At 65.0% G+C, this 21,835-nt stretch carries 24 protein-coding genes; 12 read left to right on the top strand and 12 right to left on the bottom strand.

Annotation, left to right across the window (positions count from 1 at the left end):
- The first annotated feature begins 207 nt into the window (after positions 1-207).
- Together ACEN9K_RS00895 and ACEN9K_RS00890 are read left to right on the top strand one after the other, a co-directional pair.
- Positions 208-1,023 (top strand): glycosyltransferase family 2 protein, encoded by an 816-nt coding sequence (locus ACEN9K_RS00895; protein ID WP_018769846.1) that lies wholly within the window; start codon positions 208-210, stop codon positions 1,021-1,023.
- Positions 1,024-1,051: 28 nt separating this feature from the next.
- The gene (locus tag ACEN9K_RS00890; protein ID WP_018769845.1) at positions 1,052-2,023 is read left to right on the top strand and encodes a glycosyltransferase family 2 protein; all 972 of its coding nucleotides are present in this window, start codon (positions 1,052-1,054) and stop codon (positions 2,021-2,023) included.
- A gap of 160 nt (positions 2,024-2,183) precedes the next feature.
- On the opposite strand, the gene ACEN9K_RS00885 is transcribed toward ACEN9K_RS00890, so the two are convergent.
- From ACEN9K_RS00885 to ACEN9K_RS00850, 8 genes are all read right to left on the bottom strand, one after another.
- Positions 2,184-3,242, bottom strand: coding sequence for a metallophosphoesterase family protein (locus ACEN9K_RS00885; RefSeq protein WP_056392361.1), 1,059 nt, complete (start codon positions 3,240-3,242; stop codon positions 2,184-2,186).
- Positions 3,239-3,481 (bottom strand): hypothetical protein, encoded by a 243-nt coding sequence (locus ACEN9K_RS00880; RefSeq protein WP_018769843.1) that lies wholly within the window; start codon positions 3,479-3,481, stop codon positions 3,239-3,241. Before ACEN9K_RS00880 ends, ACEN9K_RS00885 begins: the two co-directional genes overlap by 4 nt.
- Complete coding sequence (locus tag ACEN9K_RS00875) at positions 3,478-3,819, bottom strand: hypothetical protein (protein ID WP_018769842.1); 342 nt, start codon at positions 3,817-3,819, stop codon at positions 3,478-3,480. The genes ACEN9K_RS00880 and ACEN9K_RS00875 overlap by 4 nt, the downstream gene beginning before the upstream one ends.
- The gene (locus tag ACEN9K_RS00870; protein ID WP_134164862.1) at positions 3,816-5,597 is read right to left on the bottom strand and encodes a glycosyltransferase; all 1,782 of its coding nucleotides are present in this window, start codon (positions 5,595-5,597) and stop codon (positions 3,816-3,818) included. Before ACEN9K_RS00870 ends, ACEN9K_RS00875 begins: the two co-directional genes overlap by 4 nt.
- A complete protein-coding gene (locus ACEN9K_RS00865; RefSeq protein WP_018769840.1) occupies positions 5,594-6,883 on the bottom strand; it encodes a lipopolysaccharide biosynthesis protein in 1,290 nt (429 codons plus the stop codon). The genes ACEN9K_RS00870 and ACEN9K_RS00865 overlap by 4 nt, the downstream gene beginning before the upstream one ends.
- Complete coding sequence (locus ACEN9K_RS00860; protein WP_018769839.1) at positions 6,873-7,691, bottom strand: glycosyltransferase family 2 protein; 819 nt, start codon at positions 7,689-7,691, stop codon at positions 6,873-6,875. Before ACEN9K_RS00860 ends, ACEN9K_RS00865 begins: the two co-directional genes overlap by 11 nt.
- Before the next feature lie 11 nt (positions 7,692-7,702).
- The gene (locus tag ACEN9K_RS00855; RefSeq protein WP_018769838.1) at positions 7,703-8,797 is read right to left on the bottom strand and encodes a hypothetical protein; all 1,095 of its coding nucleotides are present in this window, start codon (positions 8,795-8,797) and stop codon (positions 7,703-7,705) included.
- 272 nt (positions 8,798-9,069) lie between these two features.
- Entirely contained in the window at positions 9,070-9,816 is a 747-nt protein-coding gene (locus ACEN9K_RS00850) for a glycoside hydrolase family 16 protein (RefSeq protein ID WP_495635044.1), read from the bottom strand.
- A gap of 266 nt (positions 9,817-10,082) precedes the next feature.
- On the opposite strand from ACEN9K_RS00850, the gene rpsF reads away from it, so the two are divergent.
- The 7 genes from rpsF to ACEN9K_RS00815 all read left to right on the top strand — a co-directional run bounded on the left by rpsF (position 10,083) and on the right by ACEN9K_RS00815 (position 15,100).
- Positions 10,083-10,388 carry a 30S ribosomal protein S6 gene (gene rpsF, locus ACEN9K_RS00845; RefSeq protein ID WP_013602900.1) on the top strand — a complete coding sequence of 102 codons (306 nt, stop codon included), beginning with the start codon at positions 10,083-10,085 and terminating at the stop codon, positions 10,386-10,388.
- 74 nt (positions 10,389-10,462) lie between these two features.
- Entirely contained in the window at positions 10,463-11,038 is a 576-nt protein-coding gene (locus ACEN9K_RS00840; RefSeq protein WP_018769835.1) for a single-stranded DNA-binding protein, read from the top strand.
- A 126-nt stretch (positions 11,039-11,164) separates the two neighbouring features.
- Positions 11,165-11,404: a 30S ribosomal protein S18 gene (gene rpsR / locus ACEN9K_RS00835; protein WP_003800144.1), complete on the top strand. Its 240-nt coding sequence runs from the start codon at positions 11,165-11,167 to the stop codon at positions 11,402-11,404.
- Positions 11,405-11,421: 17 nt separating this feature from the next.
- Positions 11,422-11,874 (top strand): 50S ribosomal protein L9, encoded by a 453-nt coding sequence (gene rplI / locus ACEN9K_RS00830; protein ID WP_018769834.1) that lies wholly within the window; start codon positions 11,422-11,424, stop codon positions 11,872-11,874.
- A 79-nt stretch (positions 11,875-11,953) separates the two neighbouring features.
- Positions 11,954-12,802: a PhzF family phenazine biosynthesis protein gene (locus tag ACEN9K_RS00825; RefSeq protein WP_495635043.1), complete on the top strand. Its 849-nt coding sequence runs from the start codon at positions 11,954-11,956 to the stop codon at positions 12,800-12,802.
- Positions 12,803-12,909: 107 nt separating this feature from the next.
- Positions 12,910-13,536, top strand: coding sequence for an FMN reductase (locus ACEN9K_RS00820; protein WP_495635042.1), 627 nt, complete (start codon positions 12,910-12,912; stop codon positions 13,534-13,536).
- A 262-nt stretch (positions 13,537-13,798) separates the two neighbouring features.
- A complete protein-coding gene (locus tag ACEN9K_RS00815) occupies positions 13,799-15,100 on the top strand; it encodes a hypothetical protein (RefSeq protein ID WP_478222645.1) in 1,302 nt (433 codons plus the stop codon).
- Between the two features lie 118 nt (positions 15,101-15,218).
- Here ACEN9K_RS00815 and ACEN9K_RS00810 read toward each other — a convergent pair whose 3' ends face one another.
- Positions 15,219-15,785: a hypothetical protein gene (locus ACEN9K_RS00810; RefSeq protein WP_018769830.1), complete on the bottom strand. Its 567-nt coding sequence runs from the start codon at positions 15,783-15,785 to the stop codon at positions 15,219-15,221.
- A 14-nt stretch (positions 15,786-15,799) separates the two neighbouring features.
- Positions 15,800-16,105 (bottom strand): hypothetical protein, encoded by a 306-nt coding sequence (locus tag ACEN9K_RS00805; protein ID WP_056392372.1) that lies wholly within the window; start codon positions 16,103-16,105, stop codon positions 15,800-15,802.
- 642 nt (positions 16,106-16,747) lie between these two features.
- On the opposite strand from ACEN9K_RS00805, the gene dnaB reads away from it, so the two are divergent.
- Positions 16,748-18,130, top strand: a complete 1,383-nt coding sequence (gene dnaB, locus ACEN9K_RS00800; RefSeq protein WP_134164865.1) for a replicative DNA helicase — start codon at positions 16,748-16,750, stop codon at positions 18,128-18,130.
- On the opposite strand, the gene ACEN9K_RS00795 is transcribed toward dnaB, so the two are convergent.
- On the bottom strand, positions 18,127-19,137 hold the full coding sequence (locus ACEN9K_RS00795; protein WP_056392374.1) for an acyl-CoA thioesterase: 1,011 nt from the start codon (positions 19,135-19,137) through the stop codon (positions 18,127-18,129). The genes dnaB and ACEN9K_RS00795 overlap by 4 nt on opposite strands.
- 142 nt (positions 19,138-19,279) lie before the next feature.
- Positions 19,280-19,714 (bottom strand): DoxX family protein, encoded by a 435-nt coding sequence (locus tag ACEN9K_RS00790; protein WP_495635041.1) that lies wholly within the window; start codon positions 19,712-19,714, stop codon positions 19,280-19,282.
- Positions 19,715-19,850: 136 nt separating this feature from the next.
- On the opposite strand from ACEN9K_RS00790, the gene ACEN9K_RS00785 reads away from it, so the two are divergent.
- Positions 19,851-21,176, top strand: a complete 1,326-nt coding sequence (locus ACEN9K_RS00785) for an MATE family efflux transporter (protein WP_495635664.1) — start codon at positions 19,851-19,853, stop codon at positions 21,174-21,176.
- Between the two features lie 45 nt (positions 21,177-21,221).
- Positions 21,222-21,812, top strand: coding sequence for a hypothetical protein (locus ACEN9K_RS00780; protein WP_495635040.1), 591 nt, complete (start codon positions 21,222-21,224; stop codon positions 21,810-21,812).
- Positions 21,813-21,835: the final 23 nt, after the last annotated feature.

Genomic DNA, 21,835 nt, shown 5'->3' with positions numbered 1-21,835 from the left:
ACACTCGAAAGGGGTGGAAATAGGCTTTCTCCACGGCCAGAGTCAAAGGCTAACGAGAGCTGGGGCCCGAGACCAGACCCATGACCGGATAAAGCGTCAAAGACGCGCTCGGCTTCCAAGCGGGCGGGTTCGTTGTTAACTATCCGCAAACGTCATGAAGTGGTGAGGTATTTGTCCATTTCCATCCAGCTCCCAATTACTCTTGCGATGCAGGGCACGGAGCCCGGTAAGGCCTCCGTCAGCGTCGTCATTCCAACACTGAACGAAGCCAGGAACATTCCGTGGGTCCTGCGCAGGATGCCGTCCTACGTTGATGAGGTCATCATCGTGGACGGCCGGTCCACCGACAACACTGTGGGAGTAGCCCAGGCGGTCCGCGACAATCTCGTCATCGTCAATGAGCCCCGCAAGGGGAAAGGTGTGGCCCTACGCTCAGGGTTCGCTGCCGCCTCAGGCGACATTATTGTCATGCTTGACGCGGACGGCAGCATGGACCCGCAGGAGATCGGGTGGTTCGTTTCCCCGCTGCAACATGACTACGACTTCGTCAAGGGCTCCCGGCATGTCACCGGTGGGGGCTCCGAGGACCTCACGCGCCTGCGGAAAGCCGGCAACCAGGCGCTGACCAAGTTGGCCAACGCGGTGCTGCACAGCAATTACTCCGATCTCTGCTACGGATATATTGCGTTTCGGCGTGAATGCCTTGAGATCCTGCAACTCGAATCAGACGGATTCGAAATCGAAACTGAACTGATCGTCCGGGCAGCACGGGCTGGCCTCCGGATTGCGGAAGTCCCCAGCATTGAGCTTGACCGGATTTCGGGAGCCTCCAACCTGCAGACCTTCCGTGATGGGTGGCGGGTCCTGCGGAAGCTGGCCCACGAATGCACCATGTGGGAGGCACCCACGGCCGGCGCCCGGCCCGAAGCCCTGCGCCGGGTCAAGTACGCCTACGCCAACGTCAGCGTTCCGCGGACGCCAACCGACCCGCAGAGCATCCTTGCATTGGTTCAGGGGGCTTAGCATGCTGGATCGAATTGTCCGTCCAAGTGTGTCGATCGTGATTTGTGCCTACACCGAACGCCGTTGGGAGCTTTTGCTGGACGTGATCGAGTCCGTCCGCGCCCAAACTGTCGCCCCCCAGGAGATCCTGGTGGTCGTGGACCATAATGAGGACCTCTACGGTCGGCTCCTCGAAATTGTCGACGACGTGACAGTGGTGGAGAGCGAAGGCCCTCCGGGGCTTTCAGGGGCACGCAACACGGGCGTCGGACTCGCAGAGGGGGACATCGTGGCCTTCCTGGATGATGATGCGGTGGCGACGCCAAACTGGCTGGAACGCCTGCTTGTCCTCTACGACGATCCCGACGTGCTGGCCGTTGGCGGCCGCGTCGAACCTGTATGGGACCAGGGCCGCCCAGGCTACTTCGGTGAAGAACTCGACTGGATCGTTGGATGCAGCCACCGCGGAATGCCGACGGTTGCCTCCGAAGTCCGGAACCTCATTGGGGCAAACATGTCCTTCAGGCTCGACGTCCTCCGGCAGGTTGGTGGCTTCAACATCGCGCTGGGCAGGCAAGGCAATTTGCCGCTTGGCTGCGAGGAGACCGAGATCTGCATCCGCTCCACCATGGGCGCACCCGGTTCCCGGATCGTTTACGAACCTGCTGCCTTGGTCCGGCATCACGTCCCGCAGGAACGTGGGACTGTGCGCTACATGCTTTCCAGGTCCTGGTCGGAGGGCCTCTCCAAGGCACAGGTCAGCCACGTCGTGGGGCACAAACGGGCCCTCGGTCCCGAACGGCGGTATGTCCGCAGCACACTGCCGCGCGCCGTGTTCTCTGGAATCCGCGATTGGAGTCGGGGCGACAATCCCATGGGACTGGGACGGGCAGGATCCGTCCTTGCGGTATTGGCCTTCACCTCCGCCGGCTACCTCCGCGGCCGCCGGCTGGCGCACAGCTCCACAACCCAGTTGGGCAGTGAAATTCCCCAAGGCGCAGTCTGGCGGGAAGTCCAGTGAGGGTGAACACCTAGCCAGGACGCTGCCCGTCCCGTCCATGGGAAAGACCTCTTAACGTTGGTGGCAACCAAACAGAGCCAACGACTAAGAGGTCTTTCCTAATGTGGAGGTTGAATCGAACCCGGCACAAGCGCTGCGTTCAGGGGCTGCGGCAGTGGGGTCAGCCGGCGTCCGGGTGCCAGTACCGCAATCCGCCGCTGGTGCCCCCGTCGTCGGCGACATCGATCAGCGCGTAGGGAAAGACCTGGCGGTCCAACTGATCCGGACCTTGGCCGCGGACGTCCGACGACCAGGTGCCGGTGTTGATGTACCGGGTTGGAGAACCTTCCAGCCGTGATTCAAGGGCGCGGTGCGTGTGGGCCGAGATGTACCAGGCCACTTCGGAACCGTGCGCTTCAAGAATGCCCGCCACCCGGGCTGCCGCCGCAGGAGCTTGCCCGCCACTGATATTGCGTCCAGTGGCAGCAAGCACCATGCGGGTCGCGGTAAGGGGAAGCGCTGACACCGTCCGGAACCGGGACAGGCGTGCAAGTTCCCGCACTGCCGTCCCGTTGAGCGCGAGCCGCTGCGACTCGGTCTGGAGCAGCTCGTCATAGGCCGGGCCGCGGACGCGCCGTTCCGCCCGTTCCGAGGCCAAACAGGCCTGGGCAACAGCTCCGGCACGACTGAGGCGCGACCGCGTGGGATGGGCATGCCAGGCGGCGAGGGGCGGCAGATCCAGCCCGTCAGTGCCGTTGACGGCGGTGCGCAGCACCTCGGGTATCCGGTGCAGCGCGTGATGCAGGTGTCCATGCTCGGCCATCAGCACGGAGGGGACATAGAGGAACCACGGGTGCACCCGGACCCGCGTGGGATCATCGGGTGCCAGCAGCGCCGCCAGCCGTGCGGCCACCGATGGGCGGGCCAACTCCACATCATGGTTCCCGCATACGAAGTGCAGCTGCACCCCGCGCGCCACGCACGCCTCGAGGGCCCGGAGAGTGGCCGGGTGCCGTTCGAAGATGGAGTCAAGCCGGGCCAGGCTCTCGTTCTCGGACAGGCCTGTGAGTTCAAAAGTGTCACCAACGAAGACAAGGTGTTGCTGCATGCCCGGGGCGGCGGGCACCTCGCGGTGGAGGAACCCCGGCAGTACCCTGCCGGGGTTCCGGGGATCGTCGTCAGTGACGTCCAGATGGAGGTCGCTGACGAGCAACCATCGCGCCCCGCGCCCCAGGTTCACGTAAGCAGTCCAAGGACGCGGGGGAAGAGAAGGAGCAGGAAGGCTGCCCACATGACGCCGACGACGATCCTGCTGTTCCTGGACTGGCTGTGGGGAACCGGCGCTGCTGCCGGTTGCCCAGTGCTTGATCCAGTGCTTGGTGCGGTGGTTGACCTGCCGGGTCCAAGCCGCCGGACCTCGAGGGTTACGAGGGTGATGAGCAGCACGGCAGCTGCCAGCACTCCTGCCAGATCCATCATGATGCGACCTCCTGACGTGCCCGCGCCAAGCATGCGAGGACAGTAATGACGGCCATTGTCACGACGCATGCCTGCCACGACCACAGCGTGAGGTAGAACATGGCCGTGGACACTGCGGTGAGTGTGGCCAGGCCCAGTCCCAGGACGAGCAGCACGCCAAGCGGGACGTCGGTAATCGGGATAAGCCGGGCCAGTGCCTGGCCCGGGAGCAGGATAAGGATGGCTATGGCGGCGACCGTCTGCAGCGGTGTCGGCAACCCGACCAGCGTGACCAGGGCCAGTACCACCGCGGCAACCCCCAGCGCCAGGGTGGGCCGGCTCACTCCGCGGCCGGTCATGGCCCCACCCGGTATACGCGTGCGTCGGCATTGCTGTACGCGAGCTCCACGCCGACCTGCGTATCAAGCCAGTCCTCGAGCTCCCCGAGGCCCGTGGCGGTGGTCTGGCCCTGGATGATCAGGCTCGACTCCGATGAGCGCAGGAGCAGCAGGTAGGCGCCGGCGGCATTGTGCCTGGCGTAACCGTAGATGAGGGGGCCGCAGGTTTCGGCCGACAGGTCGGCGGGACAGAGGTCCTCAATGGTCCGGTATCGGTGCTCCAGGTAGTCCTGGTTGCGCCACGGTGTGGGATGGTCAGCCGAGATAATCGAAGAGCCGGGCGGCGCCATGTGGTCCACGGCGGCGATGGCGGCCATCTCGTCATCGGTAAAGACGTCATATTGCGCGTTGCCAAAACGGCCTGTCACGGTCATGACGGCGAACAGGATGCAGGTGAGGACAAGGGCTCCCGCAGCACGGAAGGAAGGCCGGTATCCCACGTTTCCGGGAAGCAGGACCGATGACGCCTGCATCGCAACGAAGGGGAGCGCGAACAGTGACACGCGGATGAGCATTTCCCCGCCGTAGGACTGCGCGGGAAAGAGCAGGAACGGGGCGACGGCCAGGAGGAGCACGCGGATGTCAAGGCGCCCCCTGCGCCAGTCGCGGAACGTTCCAACGGCGGCGAGGGCCCAGAGCAGGAGGGTGAGGCCCATTCGGACCTGCACCACGAGCAGATGTCCAGGGGTCCCGTTGGTGCGGTCGACGACATTTGCTTCGATGGCGGTCTGCAGGCCCGCGTCCGCCAGCGGCGGATGGCCTGCGAGGTACGTGCTTGCAGGAAAAACAAGCCAGAGCACCAGTACGACGCCGGCGATCAGGGGCAGCCTGCTGGGCCAGAGACGTCCGCTCAGGGTAAGGGCGGTGAGGGCGATCAGCACCATGAACGGCGTGAGCTGGTGGCTCGCGCAAATGACCACGATCAGCAGGAGGGTTACCGCCAGGGCGCCAATCCGGCGCCCCGGATGGGGTTCGGCCGGGGACCGGCCCCGCCACCATGCTGCCAGGTCGGCGCGCCGGAACCCGCGGAAGTGGGAAGGCTCCGTTGCCAGCGGCCCCAGTGCCAGGGCCACCACAACCAGGTAGAGGAAGAAGCCGAAGGCCTGGGGGGAGAGGTAGTCCTGGTCCTGCCAGTTGCCGAGGCAGAAGAGCCAGAGCACCAGCCAGCGCCGGCGCGGATCGCTGATCAGGTACCGTGTCACCACGGCCACGGCGACGAGCCACAGGCCCACGTTGAACACCGGTGCCCACAGGGCAACGCTCACGGGGTCGAGGCCGGCCGTTCCGAGCACGGTCGCCAGGAGGGCAAAGAATCCCGGCCAGTTGAAGTACGCATCGATGTTGGGATCGATGGCCACATTGCGCGACATCGCGTCGGCGATGCCCAGGTGGCGGAACGCCACTTCACCGCGCGGTACGTCCGTCACGAAGACAGCGGCGCCGAAGAGTATGAGCACCAGTACCACGAGGAGCCACAGCATCACCGGGCTGCGTGCAGGGCCCGCGGCATCCCCGCGCAGTGCCACGACGAAGGCGATGTTGAGAATCAGGACCCCCACCCAGAACGGGTAGGGCAGCACACCGACCAGTCCAAGGTCGCTGTTCACAGGAAGTGCCACGGTGGAGGCGGCCCACGCTGCAAGTGCGAGCGACACCGCCCCCGCTGCGGCGCACCAGACATCCCTGGTTTTCCAGCGCGCCTGGGGACGGTGGATGGCCTCCTTGAGCGTGCTGGTCATGATGCCTCCTTTTTGGTGCGGTGGAGAATTGCGATGAGCCGCAGTCCGATGACCAGGGCCCCGGCGGAGAGCACTACCAGCCACGCAAGGGCCATGGCGCTGGAGCCACTGTCGGCGCCCAGGAGCGCCGAGACGCAGAGCGCGGCGCCAAGTGTCACCCCGACGATGATCGACTCTGTATAGCGGCCGAGCACCCGGCAGACGGAGTTGTAGGCCTGCAGCACTGCATAGGCCACCACTCCCGCGGCCAACAACCGCAGGGTGCCGGTGGATGCATTGGCGTACCTGTCGCCGAGCAGATGGAGCAGCGGGTGGGCAAAGACGATGAGGACCATCGCAGCTAGGCCACCGACTATGAGGGACCAGCGGAAACTTGCCCAGGTGGTGGCCGCCAGGCGGCCCGGTTCACGGACTCCCTCGGAGAATTGGACAATGCCTATAAGCATCGGAGCTGTGTAGGCAGCCCAGGCCATCATCCATGCGGGATACCAGTAGGCCGCCACCTCCGGCGATACCAAGTGCGCAAGCAGGAGCGGCAGCACCAGTCCCGGGGCGCGTTCGGTGAGGGTGAGGAGCTGGTTTGGAATGCCCATTTTCAGCAATGAACGTCCGCGCCCGGGATGCAGGGACGGCCGTGGCCGATAGCCCACCAATCTCCGCAGCTGGACGCCACCGATGATGCACGAGACGGCCGAACCGAGGGTCCAGCAGGCCATCAGCACATCGGCCGTAGCCGCGTGGGCCGCCTGCAACGCCACCAACGCCGTGGCCCCAAGGGAGACCATGCCGCCCAGTGTGTACCTCAGTGTTGCGCTGCTGCCGCGTCCCAACGCGACGAGCGCCTGGTCCAGCACCGTGCACATGGTTCCCGTGACGGCAGCCACCACGAACGTCAACCAGAAGAGAACCGACATCGGGGCCGTGTTCGGCGCCACGAACAACTCCAGCACGAGGTAGCCCAGGGCCAGCACGGTCCCTGCCACCCCCACGATGCCAAACGCCGCGTCCAGCACCCGGGCCGGCGGCTCCCCCCGCCCCACCGAGACGATGACGGCCGAACCGGTGCCCAGCACCGCAAGCTGGGTGCAGATCATCACCGCCGAAACCGCAGCAGTGGTCAACCCAACCTCACGGTCTATCGCCGCGTGCGCGGCGACGACCCAGAATGCGAAACCCGTGCCCGTCTGCGCAGCCTTGGCCAGGACGAGTCCAAGCGAGCTGCGCAGGGGGGAATGCCGGACGACGGGTGGGGCCTCCGTTGGAGCGATCTCCCGTTCAGCCGTCACGACCTAAACCCCTCGCCATACCCGCGTAGTTGTACCAGCAGAAGGCGATGTAATAGCGAAGCCATTTAGGCTGGCCGGAGGCGAGGCTCAAAGCGCTTCCCCGAACGGCGGCGGCGGCGGGCAGGAGCGCCAATCGTGCGCCGCCCCAGCCGTGCTTCCGGACCATCCGGCCCAGTCCCGTACCGTCCATGAGGAACTGGTCAAGCGCGAAGTCGAAGTCGTCGGCGGCAAACCGGTGTTCGACCATGACCCGCTGCGACACCCCGGTCTTCATCCCTGACTGCCGCATCCGCCACCGCAGTTCGATGTCCTCGCCCGACTTGAATGCGTCGTCGAAACCGAGGCCCAACATCAGGTCCCGGTCTACGAGCGTGGCGACGAGTCCGAACCAGTTGCGGCTGCGTCCGGTGCGATGGTGATGTGCCAGCGCCTGGCCCCAGTAGCCGGGTCCTGCGACGCTTTCAAGGCCTGCCTGGAGGGCGTCATATCCGTCTTCCACCAACTCAATGAGCAGGTCTGCGACGCCGGTGGCTCCGAACACGACGTCGGCATCCACCAGCAGGACCCACCGGGTGGTGCTGTTCTGGACGCCAAGCGTGCGGGCCCAGGGCAGGCCGCGGCCCTCGTCACTAAGGATCCGGGCGCCGGCAGCGCGGGCAATTTCGACCGTGCGGTCGGTGGACAACCCGTCCACCACGATGATTTCCGCGACACCGGACTGACGCAAGGCTTCCAGACAGCGCGGAAGCAGCTGCTCCGCGTTGCGGGCCGGAACGACCGCGGTGACGTCTGCTGTGCTGTAGCCCACCGTGCTCCCCCTTAGGCCTGCTCGTCGAGGATCGACGGCAGCAGCTCGTCCAGGTGCCGGACAATATCGTCCGATGCCTCGTCCGCGGAGTAGGCGGCCGGGACTTGGAACAGGTGGCAGGGGCGTCCGTCCAGGGCTTTGCTGAGAACGAGTCCTTTCGCCGCGAAGTGTTCGCGCCACGGGACCACGGAGCTTGCCGCGAGGCCGGTAACGACCCGCTGCGAGAAGCTCGCCATCTCGATATGGAAGTTGCCGATCATGCGGTCCACCATCCAGTCGGTGGTCCGTTCAACAACCCGTGACCGTGCGCCCTCGTAGCGCTCCACATATATGGCGGCCGCAAGCGGCGCTGAGGTGGTCACCTTCCGCCCGGGAAACGCTGCCTCCGGGGTGACCATGCGGTGCTCCGGCGACCACCGTCGGGAGAAGTCGGCCAGGCGTGGATAACGGATAACGAACGGGTGCACCACAGTGGTGAGGCGTCCGATGCTCCCGGAGAACCGGGAGGGGACGAGGGGCTTGCGCGCACCTTCAAACAGGTGCGGGTAGATTGCGCGGTGATGCGGCTTAATGAACATGGGCTTCGCGTATCCAAGCAGCGTTGCGTCCTCGGCGAGGAATGCCCAGTCGTCACCCATGAACGACCAGCCCTCACGCCGCATCAGCTTGGCGGCGGTGCTGGTCTTACCGGTCCCGCCGGCCGCGGGCAGCGCGATGGCGTGGCCCCGGTAGGCCATCGTTGCCGCGTGGATCATGGCCGCCCCGCGGGAGATCATGGCGGCATCGAGAACCGGTACCACGGAGGTCAAGAGCTCTCCGGGTCCGTGAATACGCCATTGCTCTGCACCCCTGACAACTTGGACCCGGTCAGCCTGGAAGCGCACACTGTTGTCCGTGTACGCCAGCTCATGCTCGACGAAGCCGGCATTCGGCATAGGCTCGGGGCGGTCATCAACAATAATGTCGGGCTGCCGATCCTCCGTGTCGGAGGCGAAACACGCCAACATGCTTTGAAGCTGCCTTGCCGTGGGGGCCATTGCGTCGACGCTGATCGTGACGCGGCCGTGAATGTCGAAGTGCAGTGCCTTCGCCCGCCTGGTGCTCATAGTCCTCCCCTGTCTGATTGGTGTCGGCCGAATACAGCTCCGGCCCGGGCCAATCCACCCAGTGCCCGTAGACGGATTCGAAACCCCGGCCGTAAAACTCCGCCGGCAGAATCGAGCGTAGGGTAGGCCGCCCGGGTAAACACCGGTAGTGAGTACTCGCCTTTTGCATCGCCTGCTACGTGGGGAATGGCGCGCTTTTCGCAGGGCTGGGGGTGGAGGGGCACGTCCGGGCGTGGCGTTAAGTACGTTGGGGGTTTGTCCCGTTCGGTGCGTCAGGTAGAGGGGGTACCTTGGGCGTAGACGCGAACCCAGTCCACCCGCATCTCGCCGTGACCGTTGGGAGTGCCGTCCGGAAACCAGTCCAGCTGCAACGTCTGGTGCATCGACCCCGGCGGCTGATGCGTGGGGTCGCTGTCCTCAAACCACTTCACGCCATCGACGTAGCCGATGATGCCGCCGGGGGACCAGTCAACTGCGTAGTTGTGGAACTGCGTGACGTCCAGGGGCTTGGAAACAGAGGTCTTAGCGTTCGAGCATCCGAAGTGGTGGAAGAAATTGGTGCGGTTCCAGTCACCAGTAGTCTCCGCATAGTCCACTTCACCGTCACAGGGCCAGTGCCCGCTGTCCGGCCACAGGATCGACACCATATGGTATTCATCGTCCCCGGAGCCCGCTGCCCGGACTTCCCAGCGGCCATACCTCTGGAGGCCAAACTTGGCACTCATTCCCGCGGTCGTGCCATCCGAGGTTCCGGTAATGACCAGCCTGGAACCATCCACCGTGACCTGCCGGGGACTGCGTATGCCGTTCCCTGCGTGCCCGTCACTGTCGTACACGGACCACTTCGCGGCGTCCGGTGCCCCGGCGTAATTGAACTCGTCGCCGGCGATCGGCGTGCCCCAGCCCAGCCTTGCCGCGGCAGAGGTCGCGGCAGAGTCCGTCATGGGTTGGGCTGAGCTGGCCGAGCAGCCGGACAGGAACAGTGCCGCCATCCCCAGGGCCATCGCGGGTCGACGCATGTGTCAGATAATAGGGGCTTCAGCGGCGGGGTGGATAGCAGCCGCGGTTTTTCCACATAGCGTGCCGCGCCGCTGCCTGGGCTGCGCACCACGGCACTAGCCTTGAGTCAAGCGCGAATCGCCTATCGGGTCCAAATGCACTAGGATATTGAAGTCTGTGCTGCGTCCTGCCTCCGTTCCGGGGCAAGGCATTGCACGGAATCGCAAATGAACCTCCTGTTACGGAAATGCCGTAACCGCTTAGCCCAAAGGAGGTGGGTTCACATATGCGTCCTTACGAATTGATGGTAATCATCGACCCCGAGGTCGAAGAGCGTACCGTTGAGCCGTCGCTTCAGAAGTTCCTGAACGTCATCACCAACGATGGTGGAACCATCGAAAAGGTTGACATCTGGGGCCGTCGCCGTCTGGCTTACGAAATCAAGAAGAAGTCCGAAGGTATCTACGCCGTGGTGAACTTCACCGCCAAGCCGGAAACCGCCAAGGAACTTGACCGCCAGCTGTCTCTTAACGAGACCATCATGCGCACCAAGATCACCCGCCCCGAAGAGCAGAAGGTTGTTGCTGAGTAATTCAGCACCACCTCTTCATTCTTTACCCCGCAGGACACGCACTCTTCACCCAGGATCGAACAAGGAGGCAGTAGATGGCAGGCGAGACCACCATTACGGTCATCGGTAATCTCACCAATGACCCGGAATTGCGGTTCACACCGTCCGGTTCGGCAGTAGCGAACTTCACCATCGCTTCCACCCCCCGCACCTTTGATCGCCAGTCCAACGAGTGGAAGGACGGGGAAACCCTGTTCCTCCGCGCCGCTGTCTGGCGTGAAGCAGCCGAGAACGTTGCTGAATCCCTGACCAAGGGGATGCGCGTCATCGTGACCGGCCGCCTGAAGAGCCGTTCCTACGAAACAAAAGAAGGCGAAAAGCGCACCGTTATCGAGCTTGAGGTCGACGAGATCGGCCCGAGCCTGCGCTACGCCAACGCCAAGGTTAACCGTACCCAGCGCTCCGGCGGACAGGGTGGGGGCGGCTTTGGCGGCGGCAACAGCGGCGGTGGTTTCGGCGGCGGCAACTCTGGTGGAAGCCAGGGCGCCAACGCCGGCGGAGGCTGGGGCGGCGGCAACCAGCAGGCTGCGCAGGACGATCCCTGGGCTACGCCCGGCGTGTCCAACGCAGGCGGCTGGGGCAACGGCCCCGATTCCGAACCTCCCTTCTAAAACCCAAACAACGGTCCGGCGCGGGGCCTCCCAGGGAGCCGAAAGGCACCCAGGGAACTGCCGCCGTCGGACCACCACCATCCCGTGGATCAATATCCACGGGCTCCCTAGAATAGGAGCTCCACGATGGCTAAGGCTGAACTCCGTAAGCCCAAACCAAAGTCCAACCCCTTGAAGGCCGCTGACATCACTGTCATCGACTACAAGGACGTAGCATTGCTGCGCAAGTTCATCTCCGACCGCGGAAAGATCCGCGCCCGTCGCGTCACTGGCGTTACGGTGCAGGAACAGCGCAAGATCGCCCAGGCAATCAAGAACGCCCGCGAAGTTGCTCTGCTGCCTTACTCCGGCGCTGGCCGCGGCTAAGGAAGGGATTAACTAACATGGCAAAGCTCATTCTGACCCACGAAGTAACCGGTCTCGGTGCTGCTGGCGATGTTGTCGAGGTCAAGGACGGTTACGCACGTAACTACCTCCTGCCCCGCAACTTTGCCCTGACCTGGTCGAAGGGTGGCGAGAAGCAGGTTGAGTCCATCAAGGCTGCCCGCGCTGCCCGCGAGCACGCTTCCCTGGAAGATGCTCAGAAGCAGGCCGCTGCACTGTCCGCCAAGCCGGTCAAGCTGGTCGTCAAGGCCGGCGAGTCCGGCCGCCTGTTCGGCACCGTCAAGCAGGGCGACGTCGCCGACGCTGTTGAGGCCGCCGGCCTCGGCAAGATCGACAAGCGCAAGGTTGAACTGCCTGCCCACATCAAGTCGGTTGGTTCCTACCAGGCCAACGTCCGCCTCCACGCTGACGTTGCTGCTGTGATCGAACTCGACGTGGTTGCAGGAAAGTAGTCCTCAACTGCATCGGAAGACCCCCGTCGCCGGACTCCGGCGGCGGGGGTCTTTCGTTTTCCGGTGGTAGCCTGCTCCGGTGAACCCGACACCACGCAGCCGCCCCTTCCATCAGGTGGATGTTTTCGCCAGCCAGGCCTACCGCGGCAACCCGCTCGCCGTCGTACTTGATGCCCAAGGGCTGGACACGGCAACAATGCAGCACTTCGCCAACTGGACCAATCTCTCGGAAACCACGTTTCTCCTGCCTCCCGAAGATCCCCGCGCCGATTACCGGGTCCGGATCTTTACCGGCAGCGAAGAGTTTCCGTTCGCAGGCCACCCGACCCTTGGCTCGGCCCATACGTGGCTGCGGGCCGGGGGAGTGCCGCGGTCTGACGGCCACGTGGTGCAGGAGTGCGCTGCGGGCCTGGTCCGGATAAAGCGCGACGGCGGGAGGCTGGCTTTCGCGGCACCGCCGCTGACACGCTTCGGGCCTGTGGATGCGGGTATCCGCCGTCAACTGGCCGCGGCGTTGCGGGTGTCCGCTGCCGACATCGTTGACGCGTCCTGGCTGGTGAATGGTCCGGAATGGATCGGTGTCCTGCTGCCTTCTGCGGCCCAGGTGCTGGCCCTGAATCCGGACCAGGCGGCGATGGGCAACCTGAAGATCGGCGTTGTCGGGCCGCACGAGCCGGGTGCAGACGCCGACTTTGAGGTCCGCACATTCCTGCCCGGCGACGCCATGGCCGAAGACCCGGTCACCGGCAGCTTCAATGCAGGCGCCGCCCAATGGCTCATTGGAAGCGGCAGGGCGCCGGAGGAATATGTGGCTTCGCAGGGGACCGTCCTGGGGCGTGCCGGACGCATCCACATCACTGCCGATGCCGGGGACATCTGGGTGGGCGGGGACTCCGCCACCTGCATCCAGGGAAGCGTCCTGCTCTGACGCAGCGGCCCGGGTTCACGTCCGGGAATACTTCGCTGCCGGCGGCAGTTCACAGGTATAGATGCAAACGCATGTATGCTGAAGTGAACGATTACCAGGAGAATGCCATGGAAACCCGCCGTATCACCGTCCTTTCCGCAGGGCTTGGCGTACCTTCGTCCAGCCGGCTGCTGGCTGACCAGCTGGCTGCTGCCGCCGAGCGCCAGCTCAGGGCCGGGGGCTACGAGGTGGAGGTGGACGTCGTCGAACTCCGCGACTTTGCCGTGGACATCGCCAACAACTTCGTCACCGGGTATGCCGCACCACGCCTGGCCGAGGTCATAGCCGGGGTGGAGGCCTCGGACGGCATCATCGCCGTGACACCGGTCTTCAGCGCCTCCTTCAGCGGCCTTTTCAAATCCTTTATCGATGTTCTCGACCCGAAGTCGCTGGACGGCAAGGCGGTCCTGCTGGGCGCCACCGGCGGCACGGACCGGCACCAGATGGTCTTGGACTACGCGCTGCGGCCACTGTTCAGCTACCTCCGCACGCGCATGGCTGCAACCGGCGTCTTTGCCGGACCCCAGGACTGGGGAACAGCTGAAGAGGGCGGGGGGTCACTGGCGGACCGCATCGACCGCGCAGCCGGTGAATTCACCACTCTGCTGCAGGGGCCCCAACCGGGCCGGAAGCCCGCCCCGCTGGAGTCCCTTCCCTTCGAGCAGCTGCTGGCCGGGATTTCCGGGAACCGCTGACACACGGGCGGCCGCCCCCGGTGCCGGACCCCGTGGTTTCGGGGTTAGGGGACCCGGGCCGCGGGTTTTAGGGGGCGGTCCGGGGATTGCTATTGATCCTTCCACCGCCAACACTGAGCAGTCTGGGGGTTGACTGATAATTCAACACCGGGGAGTGAAGTTGAGAGACCATCCAATATCCAACGTGGACGAGCATGATCGGGGTGCCGGGGCTTCCCGGCCCTTTCTTAGAGGGGGACCTGCCGGTCCCGAGGGCCGCCGCATGCGTCAACGCCGACTGGCGTTTCCCGCACTGCTGACGGCGCTGCTGCTTGTGCTTGGTGGTCTGGTGGCGCCGTTGGCCGCCTCCGCCGCTACCGGTGATGTAGGCGTCCAGGGCCCGTCCCACTCCGGGACGGCAACGCCCACCGGGACCAAACGGCAGACGAATTCGCTGTGGTTCAACGACGGGACCTGGTGGGGGAACCTTTGGGACGCCGGCAGTTCCACTTTCCGCATCTTCCGGTTCAATGCCTCGACAAGTTCGTGGACGAGTACAGGTGTGGTGACGGAGTCCCGGGCGAACACCCACCATGACGTGTTGTGGGACGGGAAGACCCTGTATGTCGCGAGCTTCCGGTTCGTCAATGACGGCCTGCCGTCCGAACCGAACTTCCCCACGACTATGCGGCGGTACAGCTACAACTCGAGCACCAAGTCGTACACGAGCCTGGGATCCAGCCAAATCAACAACCAAAAAACTGAAACCATCTCCATTGATAAGGACTCAACCGGCCGAGTGTGGGCCACGTGGCAGCAGGGCAATCGGATCTATATGAACGTCACCGGCACGGACGGCGCCACGTGGGGCACCCCGTTTGCCCATCCGGCGTCGTTGAGCAATGTGTCCGTGGACGATAACTCGGCGGTCATCGCGTTCAGCGGGAACAAGATCGGTGTGATGTGGAGCAGGCAGGTGGGGGACTCCACTGACGGCATGTACTGGAGCTACCACGTCGACGGAGCGTCGAAGACCACCTGGACCACTCCTGTGGCGGCGGTGAAGGGGCAGCGGAGCGGCGACGACCACATGAACCTGAAGTGGCTGGATGCCTCAACAGACAAGGTTTTTGCCGCAATCAAAACCTCGTACACCTCGGCGTCCCAGCCGCTGATCCAGTTGCTGGCACTGAATACGTCTACGTCGACGTGGTCTGCATACACGATCGCGACAGTGTCTGAGTGCCCGAACAGGGTGATCGTCATGATCGACGAGGCAGCGCGCAAGCTGCGTACCTTCGCTACCTATCCGAAGCCGGGTGGCACAACGAATGCCGGGGTATGCACGAGTTCCGGCGGGGCCATCTACGAGAAATCCACGTCGCTGGACAACATCAGCTTCAGCACCACCAAGACGGCCCGGATCGTTGACGCCGACCAGTACGTCCACAACGTCACGTCGACCAAGCAGAACGTCAACAGTGTTGCGCGGGGCACGGCCAACAGCGGCCTGCTGGTGCTCGCTGACGTGAATGCCACAAGCCGGTACTGGCACTACTACGATTCCACCGGCGGTGCCGGGTAGGCGGGCGGCAGCCAGCCCATCTTCATCCTGAGCCAGGCAAGGCATACAGGACAAGTACGGCCGGGACCCATTCGCAGGAATGGGAGCCCGGCCGTACAGCCGTTTCAATTGGCAGGTGTCAGTCGTCCAGCAGCGCAATGAACTCGCGGGCCTGCTTCATGGAGATATCAGAATGCTTGGACAGTGCAGTGGCTGCCGCTTCGGTGTCGCCACTGCGGGCAAGGGTGCGGATCCTGCCATAGATCTCGTCGTTGAGCATGTTGCTGCTCACTTCGCGGGTGACGTCGCCCTTGCTGGCGATCGCCCGGTAGCGGTAAGGAAACCGCTGGGGCTCGTCGTCGTCGGCCTCGGGTGCCTGCGCCGACTCGGGGCTCCGGTAGGGCTGGGGATGGGCCGCCAGGGCCCCGACGGCGTCACGGGAGGCCCGAAGCCCGTCGCCCGTGATTTCGTAGTAGAGCTTGATGGCAGCCATGGCCTGGCCCTGGGCAATCAGGGCATAAAGCCGCCGGTGTTCGTCTTCCGACAGCCGGTCTGCCGCAGCCCGGGCCAGCTCCTGTGGGGTGGCAGCGGGCTGGGACTGGGAGGCGGTATGTGCGGCCCTCCGCCTGGTGGCCGCGCGGTAGGCCACGGTGACTCCCGCAACCACGGCGAGCAGGATAAGGACCGGGACCACAAGCGATTCCATTTTCACGAGCCGTTCTATGTACTTCCTGGCCCTCGCCAGGTGCGATTGCTTTGCTGGTCATCCGCCCAGCCGTGTTCCTGCTGTTGGATGCGCTGCTGCCTGTTTTGGCTTGGGTGGGTAGCCGCCTCCAGCCGGGCGCGGGCGGCGGTGGCCGCCTCGACCTGGGCTGCGTAATGCCGGGCAGACCGTTCGGCAAGTTCGTGCTGGTATTTTTCGGCTTCAGAGGTGCCCGCACCACGCGGCCGCAGGGCTGTGGCAATGCCCCAGATGAGCGCCACCAAAACTATCGCCGGCAACAGCACCAGCAGTAGATCGCCCATACCTAGAGCTTAATCCAGATCGTGGTTATCCACAGCATATTCACTGCTTCGCATACAGCGCCCCGCTGGTGTGGGTCAAACTCCCTGACGGGAATATGAGTAGTGCCACAGCGCCGATCGAAGTGCTCCCGGCCCGGCCTTACCTCCGCTTTCCGCGAGTGGTGCCAACAATGGCCTGTGGATGAAATTCCTTGGAAGAAATATTTACTCCACATGCTGTCCCAAGTGTTTCCCCAGGTCAGAGGCGGAAGCGGCGACAAAAAACTTTGATATCCACAGTGTTCCCCACAGACTGTGCACAAGGTATGCCCGGTACTGCACAGGTTATCCACAGCCCCTGCGGCATGCTGGCTTTGCGGCTGGCGCCAGGGCGGTTAGCGTAGCGGGGTACCTGTTCTCCGCGGTCAAAACAGGGTATGCCTGCACCGGTTTTCAGCCCGGCGCACGGCCTCCTGCAGGTCTCTGTGGAAAAGCTGTGGATAGTGGGGATAACTCCTGCGGAGCCGGGCATCCGGAGCCGCCGGCGCTTGATTGTCAGGGCCAGCGGGTAGACCTGGGCAGGTGGCGGAGCCGGTTACCGGGTGCCGCGAACAGGATGGATCGCCGGGCCGCCAGGCCGGGCATAAATTGAGGACGGCAGCTTTGTCAATCGCGCATCTGGACCCTGTCGAGACAACCCGTGGATCGGACGCCAGCCGGAAACCTCCCCAGGACATCGCGGCCGAACAGTCGGTCCTGGGCGGCATGATGCTGTCCAAGGATGCCATCGCAGATGTCGTTGAGATCCTCCGCGGGCAGGATTTCTACCGTCCCGCGCACGAGACCATCTACGAGGCCATCATTGACCTCTACGGCCGGGGGGAGCCCGCCGATGCCGTCACCGTCTCCGATGAGCTGACCAAGCGCGCCGAGATCAACAGGATCGGCGGCCCTGCCTACCTGCACGAACTGATCCAGACCGTTCCCACGGCAGCCAACGCGGGCTACTACGCCGAGATCGTGGCCGAACGGGCAGTGCTCCGCCGGCTGGTGAACGCCGGAACCAAGATCGTCCAGCTGGGGTACGGGTCGGACGGCGAGGTGGAGGACCTGGTCAACCAGGCGCAGGCGGAGGTTTACGCGGTAGCGGAGCGCCGCACCGCGGAGGACTACGTGGTACTGAAGGACGTGATGGAGTCCACGGTGGACGAAATTGAGGCGTCCGGCCACCGTGGAGAGGGCATGACGGGTGTGCCCACCGGCTTCTATGAGCTCGACGAGCTGACCCACGGGCTCCACCCGGGGCAGATGATCGTCATCGCCGCCCGCCCGGCCGTCGGTAAGTCGACGTTCGCACTGGACTTCGCCCGTTCCGCAGCCATCAAGAACAACCTCGCCACCGTCATGTTTTCGCTGGAAATGGGCCGGAATGAGATCGCCATGCGCCTGCTGTCTGCCGAGGCCACCATTGGTCTCCAGGACCTCCGCAAGGGCACCATCAAGGACGAACAGTGGTCCAAGATCGCCACCACCATGGGCCGGATGAATGATGCACCGCTGTTCATTGATGACAGCCCCAACATGTCCCTGATGGAAATCCGGGCCAAATGCCGCCGCCTGAAGCAGCAGCACGACCTCAAGCTGGTCATCCTGGACTACCTGCAGCTCATGAGCTCGGGAAAGAAGGTGGAGTCCCGCCAGCAGGAAGTCTCCGAGTTTTCGCGTGCGCTCAAGCTCCTTGCCAAGGAACTCCAGGTCCCCGTGATCGCGCTGTCCCAGCTGAACCGTGGATCGGAACAGCGGCAGGACAAGCGGCCCATGGTGTCCGACCTCCGCGAGTCCGGCTCCATCGAGCAGGACGCGGACATGGTGATCCTGCTTCACCGCGAGGACGTCTACGACAAGGAATCACCCCGTGCCGGAGAAGCGGACATCCTGGTGGCCAAACACCGTAACGGTCCCACCAAGGACATTGTGGTGGCCTTCCAGGGCCACTACTCCCGCTTCGCCAACATGGCCGGCGATACCGGCGGCGGCGGCTTCTAAGTATCCCGGCGGGCGCTGGTTCCGCCGCCGGCAGGCCCTGCGGCGGCCAGCAGGTGGTTCGGCAGGCGGTTGCCGGGCGCTGTTCCCCGGATCTCCAGGAGTTCGCGGGCGTGGGCGTGGAGCCGCTTGTCCTCCTCGCTGACCGGCACCCAGGCGGGGACGGGCACGGAGTTGCCCTCGTCGTCGCGCGCCACCATCACGGTGAGGCAGTATGTGGTGAGGGCCAGTTCACGGCCTTTCGGATCGCCCGAACGGACATGGACGGCGATGTGCATTCCCTTGGTCCCGGTGTAAACCAGCCGGGCCTCAACCTCCACAACATGGCCAATCAGCAGCGGCCGGTAGAAGCGCACGCCGCCGGAGAAGACAGCCACGGTATCCCTGCCGCAGTAACGGGAAGCGCACACGTAAGCGGCCTCGTCGATCCACTTCATGACAATGCCGCCGTGGACCTTGCCGCCCCAGTTCACGTCCGTGGGGGCGGCCATGAACCGCAGCGTCACCCGCTCGGCCGTACCGGCGTCGGTATATTCCTGCCGGTTCATGGCTTCCACGATCTGCTCGCGGACCTTGATCCTGGCCAGCGCGTGGTCCCGTTGCTCGATCTCGGCCGGGGTTTGGGGTTCGAACTGCTGCACCGGGATGGGCCTGCCGTCCGGGCCGACCGCAACGAAGATCACCATGCACTGGCTGCGCATGGTGGCAGGGCCGCCTTTGGGGTCACCCGAGGAAACCACGGTATGGATGTGCATTGAGGACCGGCCGGTGTAGACGATGGTCGCTTCCACCTCCACCATGTCGCCGCTGTTGACGGGATCGGCGAAGTGGATGTTTCCCACGTACGCGGTGACGCAGTAGGACTTGGCCCATCCCACTGCCGCGGCATAGGCGGCTTTGTCCACCCACTCAAGCACCGTGCCTGCGTCCACGGAGCCGCTGTGCCCCACGTCGGTGGGGGCAGCGAGGAAGCGGAGGGTCACGGAGTTGGCGCGGCCGGTCTCAGTCATGCTGCGATCTTACTGAGGGCCACGGTTACCGGCCGGTTGGGCCTGAAACAAACTTCCCGGCGGGAGTGCCGCGATTAAAGCCCGACGGCGGCCGGCCACCTTGGGTGACCTGCCGCCGTCGCACCCGGTGGGACAAGTGATCCTAGGCGAGGGCGGCCAGCCGCGAGTTGCTGCGCCCGAAGAGCGCGCGGTCCATGGAAAGCCGGCCGGCGCCCGTGAGCGCCAGCGCGAATGCCGCGGCGGCCAGGAGCAGGACGAGTTCGTAGCCGCCGTTTGCGGCAAAGATGCCGGCGGGAGCGTGCACCAGGAAAAGGGCGCCCAGCATGTCCAGGGCGAGGAGGGCGGCCACCACTCGGGTGAGGATCCCCAGGATCAGGGCAACGCCGCCCGCCAGTTCCAGGACGGCGACGGCGGGTGCCACGAGCCCGGCTGCCGGAACCCCCATTTTGGCGAAGGATGCCTGGGTGCCGGCGATGGTCCATTCGTTGAACTTCTGCCATCCGTGGGCTGCGAAGAGGAAGCCAAGGACGATGCGCAGGGCGGTGAGGGCGGTGGTGGTGAGTCGTAACTGGTTCATGGATACCACTCTTGCCGACCAATGGTTGAAGTGTCAACTATTCTTTGGGGGACTGTGGGCTTTCTCATCTCCGGAGCGTGTTGTCGGCGGCCGCGGTTAAGCTGGCAGCGTGCCCCAACAACCCGCCCCCTCCGCCGTGGCCGGCCGCCAAGGCCATGCCCGGGAGATACTCCGCCTTGCTGTCCCTGCCTTTGGCGCGCTGGTGGCTGAGCCCCTCTTCCTGCTGGCGGACTCCGCCATTGTGGGACATCTTGGTGTTGCGCAGCTCGCGGGAGTGGGGCTGGCATCTGCGGTGCTCCAGACTGCCGTCGGACTCATGGTCTTCCTGGCCTACTCCACCACGCCCGCCGTGGCCCGCGCCATTGGTGACGGGCAGTTGGGCAAGGCCCTTGCGGCAGGGCGCGACGGCGTGTGGCTGGCATTGCTCCTCGGCGTGGTCCTCGCCGTGGCAGGCATCGCGGCGGCCGAACCGCTGATTGACCTGATGGGGGCCCAGGGCAGCGTCCGGACCTTTGCGGTCGATTACTTCCGCTGGTCCATGCCGGGCCTGGTGGCAATGCTCTTGATCTTCGCCGGCACCGGTGTTCTCCGCGGACTGCAGGACACCCGCACCCCGCTGGTGGTGGCCACGGCCGGTTTCGGGGTCAATATTGTCCTGAACCTGTGGCTTGTGTACGGGCTGGGCATGTCTGTGGCTGGTTCCGCGGTGGGCACCAGCCTGGCCCAGTGGGCCATGGCGGCTGTCTATGTGGTGATGGTGCGGCGCAGCGCAGTGCGGCAGGGCGTGAGCCTGCTCCCCAGCTGGCGCGGCATCCGCAGCATGACGCGGGTTGGATCCTGGCTGATGCTGCGCACGCTCAGCCTCCGGGCCGCAATCCTGGCCACGGTGCTGGTGGTGACGGCCCAGGGGGAGGTCAACCTTGCCGCCCACCAGCTGGCCATGACCATTTTTTCCTTCCTGGCGTTCGCGCTGGATGCCCTGGCGATCGCGGCGCAGGCGCTCATTGGCAAGGAGCTCGGCGCGTCCCATGCCGCCAGGGCCCGGCTGCTGACCGGAACGATGATCCGCTGGGGCGCGGGGTTCGGCGTGGTGACGGGCCTGCTGCTGGCAGCGGCAGCCCCCTGGGCCGGGGCTCTGTTCACCACGGACCCCCAGGTGCAGCAGGCACTCACCGCTGCCCTCTGGATCCTGGCGGCCGGGCAGCCGATCGCCGGCTATGTCTTTGTCCTGGACGGCGTGCTGATCGGCGCAGGGGACGCGCGGTACCTCGCGCTGGCGGGGCTGGTGAACCTTGCCGTCTACGTGCCGCTGCTGGCAGCGGTTGCCTGGTCCGGTGCCACCGGCACCACCGGGCTCGCATGGCTTTGGGTGGCCTTCGCGCTGGGGTATATGGCGGCGCGCGCCGTGACGCTGGGCCTGCGTGCCCGGTCCGACCGCTGGATGGTGCTGGGCTCTGCCTGACGCGGCCCGGTTAGACCTTCCAGCTGCCCCCACTAAACTGGACCGGTGACACAACAATCCACCCCCGCCGGTGCTGCTCCCGGAACCACCGCCCGCCACGACCTCTGGAAGCCGGTCCTGCTCCGTGCGGCCGCTGCCCTGGTGTTTGGCGCCGTGACGGTCTTCTGGACGTCACCGTCTGTGGAGGTCATGGGCTGGGCCGGGGGACTCTACCTCCTGGCCGCCGGTGTGGTTTCCCTGCGGACCGTCCCCGCAGCCGGATTCGCGCAGAACTCGGCGGCCGGCAAGCTGCTGTCCGCCGCCGGCGCGGTCCTGGCCGGCGCAGGCTTTGCCGTGCTCCTCCTGCACAGTGACCTGCTGTTCGGGGTGATCGCAGCCCTGGGCCTGGGCGCAGCCGGCATCCTGGAGCTTGCCTGCGGCCTGCAGCACAGGCGCCGCCATGTTCTTGCCCGCGACTGGATTGCTTCCGGCGTCATCGGGATTGGAACCGCGGTGCTCCTGCCGTTCTTCATCAGTCTCGGTGCCCATGCCCTGCTGGGCGTGGCCGGTGGAGGCGCCATTATTTCCGGCGTCCTGTGGGTGCTTTCCGGCCTGACGCTGCGGCACGATGCCCGTGCCGGCGCAGGGAAGCCGTAAACTAGGGGGAGCGCCCTTCTACT

The organism is Pseudarthrobacter sp. Pseusp20, from assembly GCF_059492155.1.
Note: the sequence above shows the minus strand (reverse complement) of the source record. Positions and strands in the feature narration are given on the sequence as shown.

Bases quoted from the DNA above. Each gene is read 5' to 3' on its own strand.
- ACEN9K_RS00895 (WP_018769846.1), top strand. From the start codon at position 208: ATGCAGGGCACGGAGCCCGGTAAGGCCTCCGTCAGCGTCGTCATTCCA.
- ACEN9K_RS00880 (WP_018769843.1), bottom strand. From the start codon at position 3,481: ATGATGGATCTGGCAGGAGTGCTGGCAGCTGCCGTGCTGCTCATCACC.
- ACEN9K_RS00875 (WP_018769842.1), bottom strand. From the start codon at position 3,819: ATGACCGGCCGCGGAGTGAGCCGGCCCACCCTGGCGCTGGGGGTTGCC.
- ACEN9K_RS00870 (WP_134164862.1), bottom strand. From the start codon at position 5,597: ATGACCAGCACGCTCAAGGAGGCCATCCACCGTCCCCAGGCGCGCTGG.
- ACEN9K_RS00855 (WP_018769838.1), bottom strand. From the start codon at position 8,797: ATGAGCACCAGGCGGGCGAAGGCACTGCACTTCGACATTCACGGCCGC.
- ACEN9K_RS00850 (WP_495635044.1), bottom strand. From the start codon at position 9,816: ATGCGTCGACCCGCGATGGCCCTGGGGATGGCGGCACTGTTCCTGTCC.
- rpsF (WP_013602900.1), top strand. From the start codon at position 10,083: ATGCGTCCTTACGAATTGATGGTAATCATCGACCCCGAGGTCGAAGAG.
- ACEN9K_RS00840 (WP_018769835.1), top strand. From the start codon at position 10,463: ATGGCAGGCGAGACCACCATTACGGTCATCGGTAATCTCACCAATGAC.
- rpsR (WP_003800144.1), top strand. From the start codon at position 11,165: ATGGCTAAGGCTGAACTCCGTAAGCCCAAACCAAAGTCCAACCCCTTG.
- rplI (WP_018769834.1), top strand. From the start codon at position 11,422: ATGGCAAAGCTCATTCTGACCCACGAAGTAACCGGTCTCGGTGCTGCT.
- ACEN9K_RS00820 (WP_495635042.1), top strand. From the start codon at position 12,910: ATGGAAACCCGCCGTATCACCGTCCTTTCCGCAGGGCTTGGCGTACCT.
- ACEN9K_RS00815 (WP_478222645.1), top strand. From the start codon at position 13,799: ATGCGTCAACGCCGACTGGCGTTTCCCGCACTGCTGACGGCGCTGCTG.
- ACEN9K_RS00810 (WP_018769830.1), bottom strand. From the start codon at position 15,785: ATGGAATCGCTTGTGGTCCCGGTCCTTATCCTGCTCGCCGTGGTTGCG.
- ACEN9K_RS00805 (WP_056392372.1), bottom strand. From the start codon at position 16,105: ATGGGCGATCTACTGCTGGTGCTGTTGCCGGCGATAGTTTTGGTGGCG.
- ACEN9K_RS00795 (WP_056392374.1), bottom strand. From the start codon at position 19,137: ATGACTGAGACCGGCCGCGCCAACTCCGTGACCCTCCGCTTCCTCGCT.
- ACEN9K_RS00790 (WP_495635041.1), bottom strand. From the start codon at position 19,714: ATGAACCAGTTACGACTCACCACCACCGCCCTCACCGCCCTGCGCATC.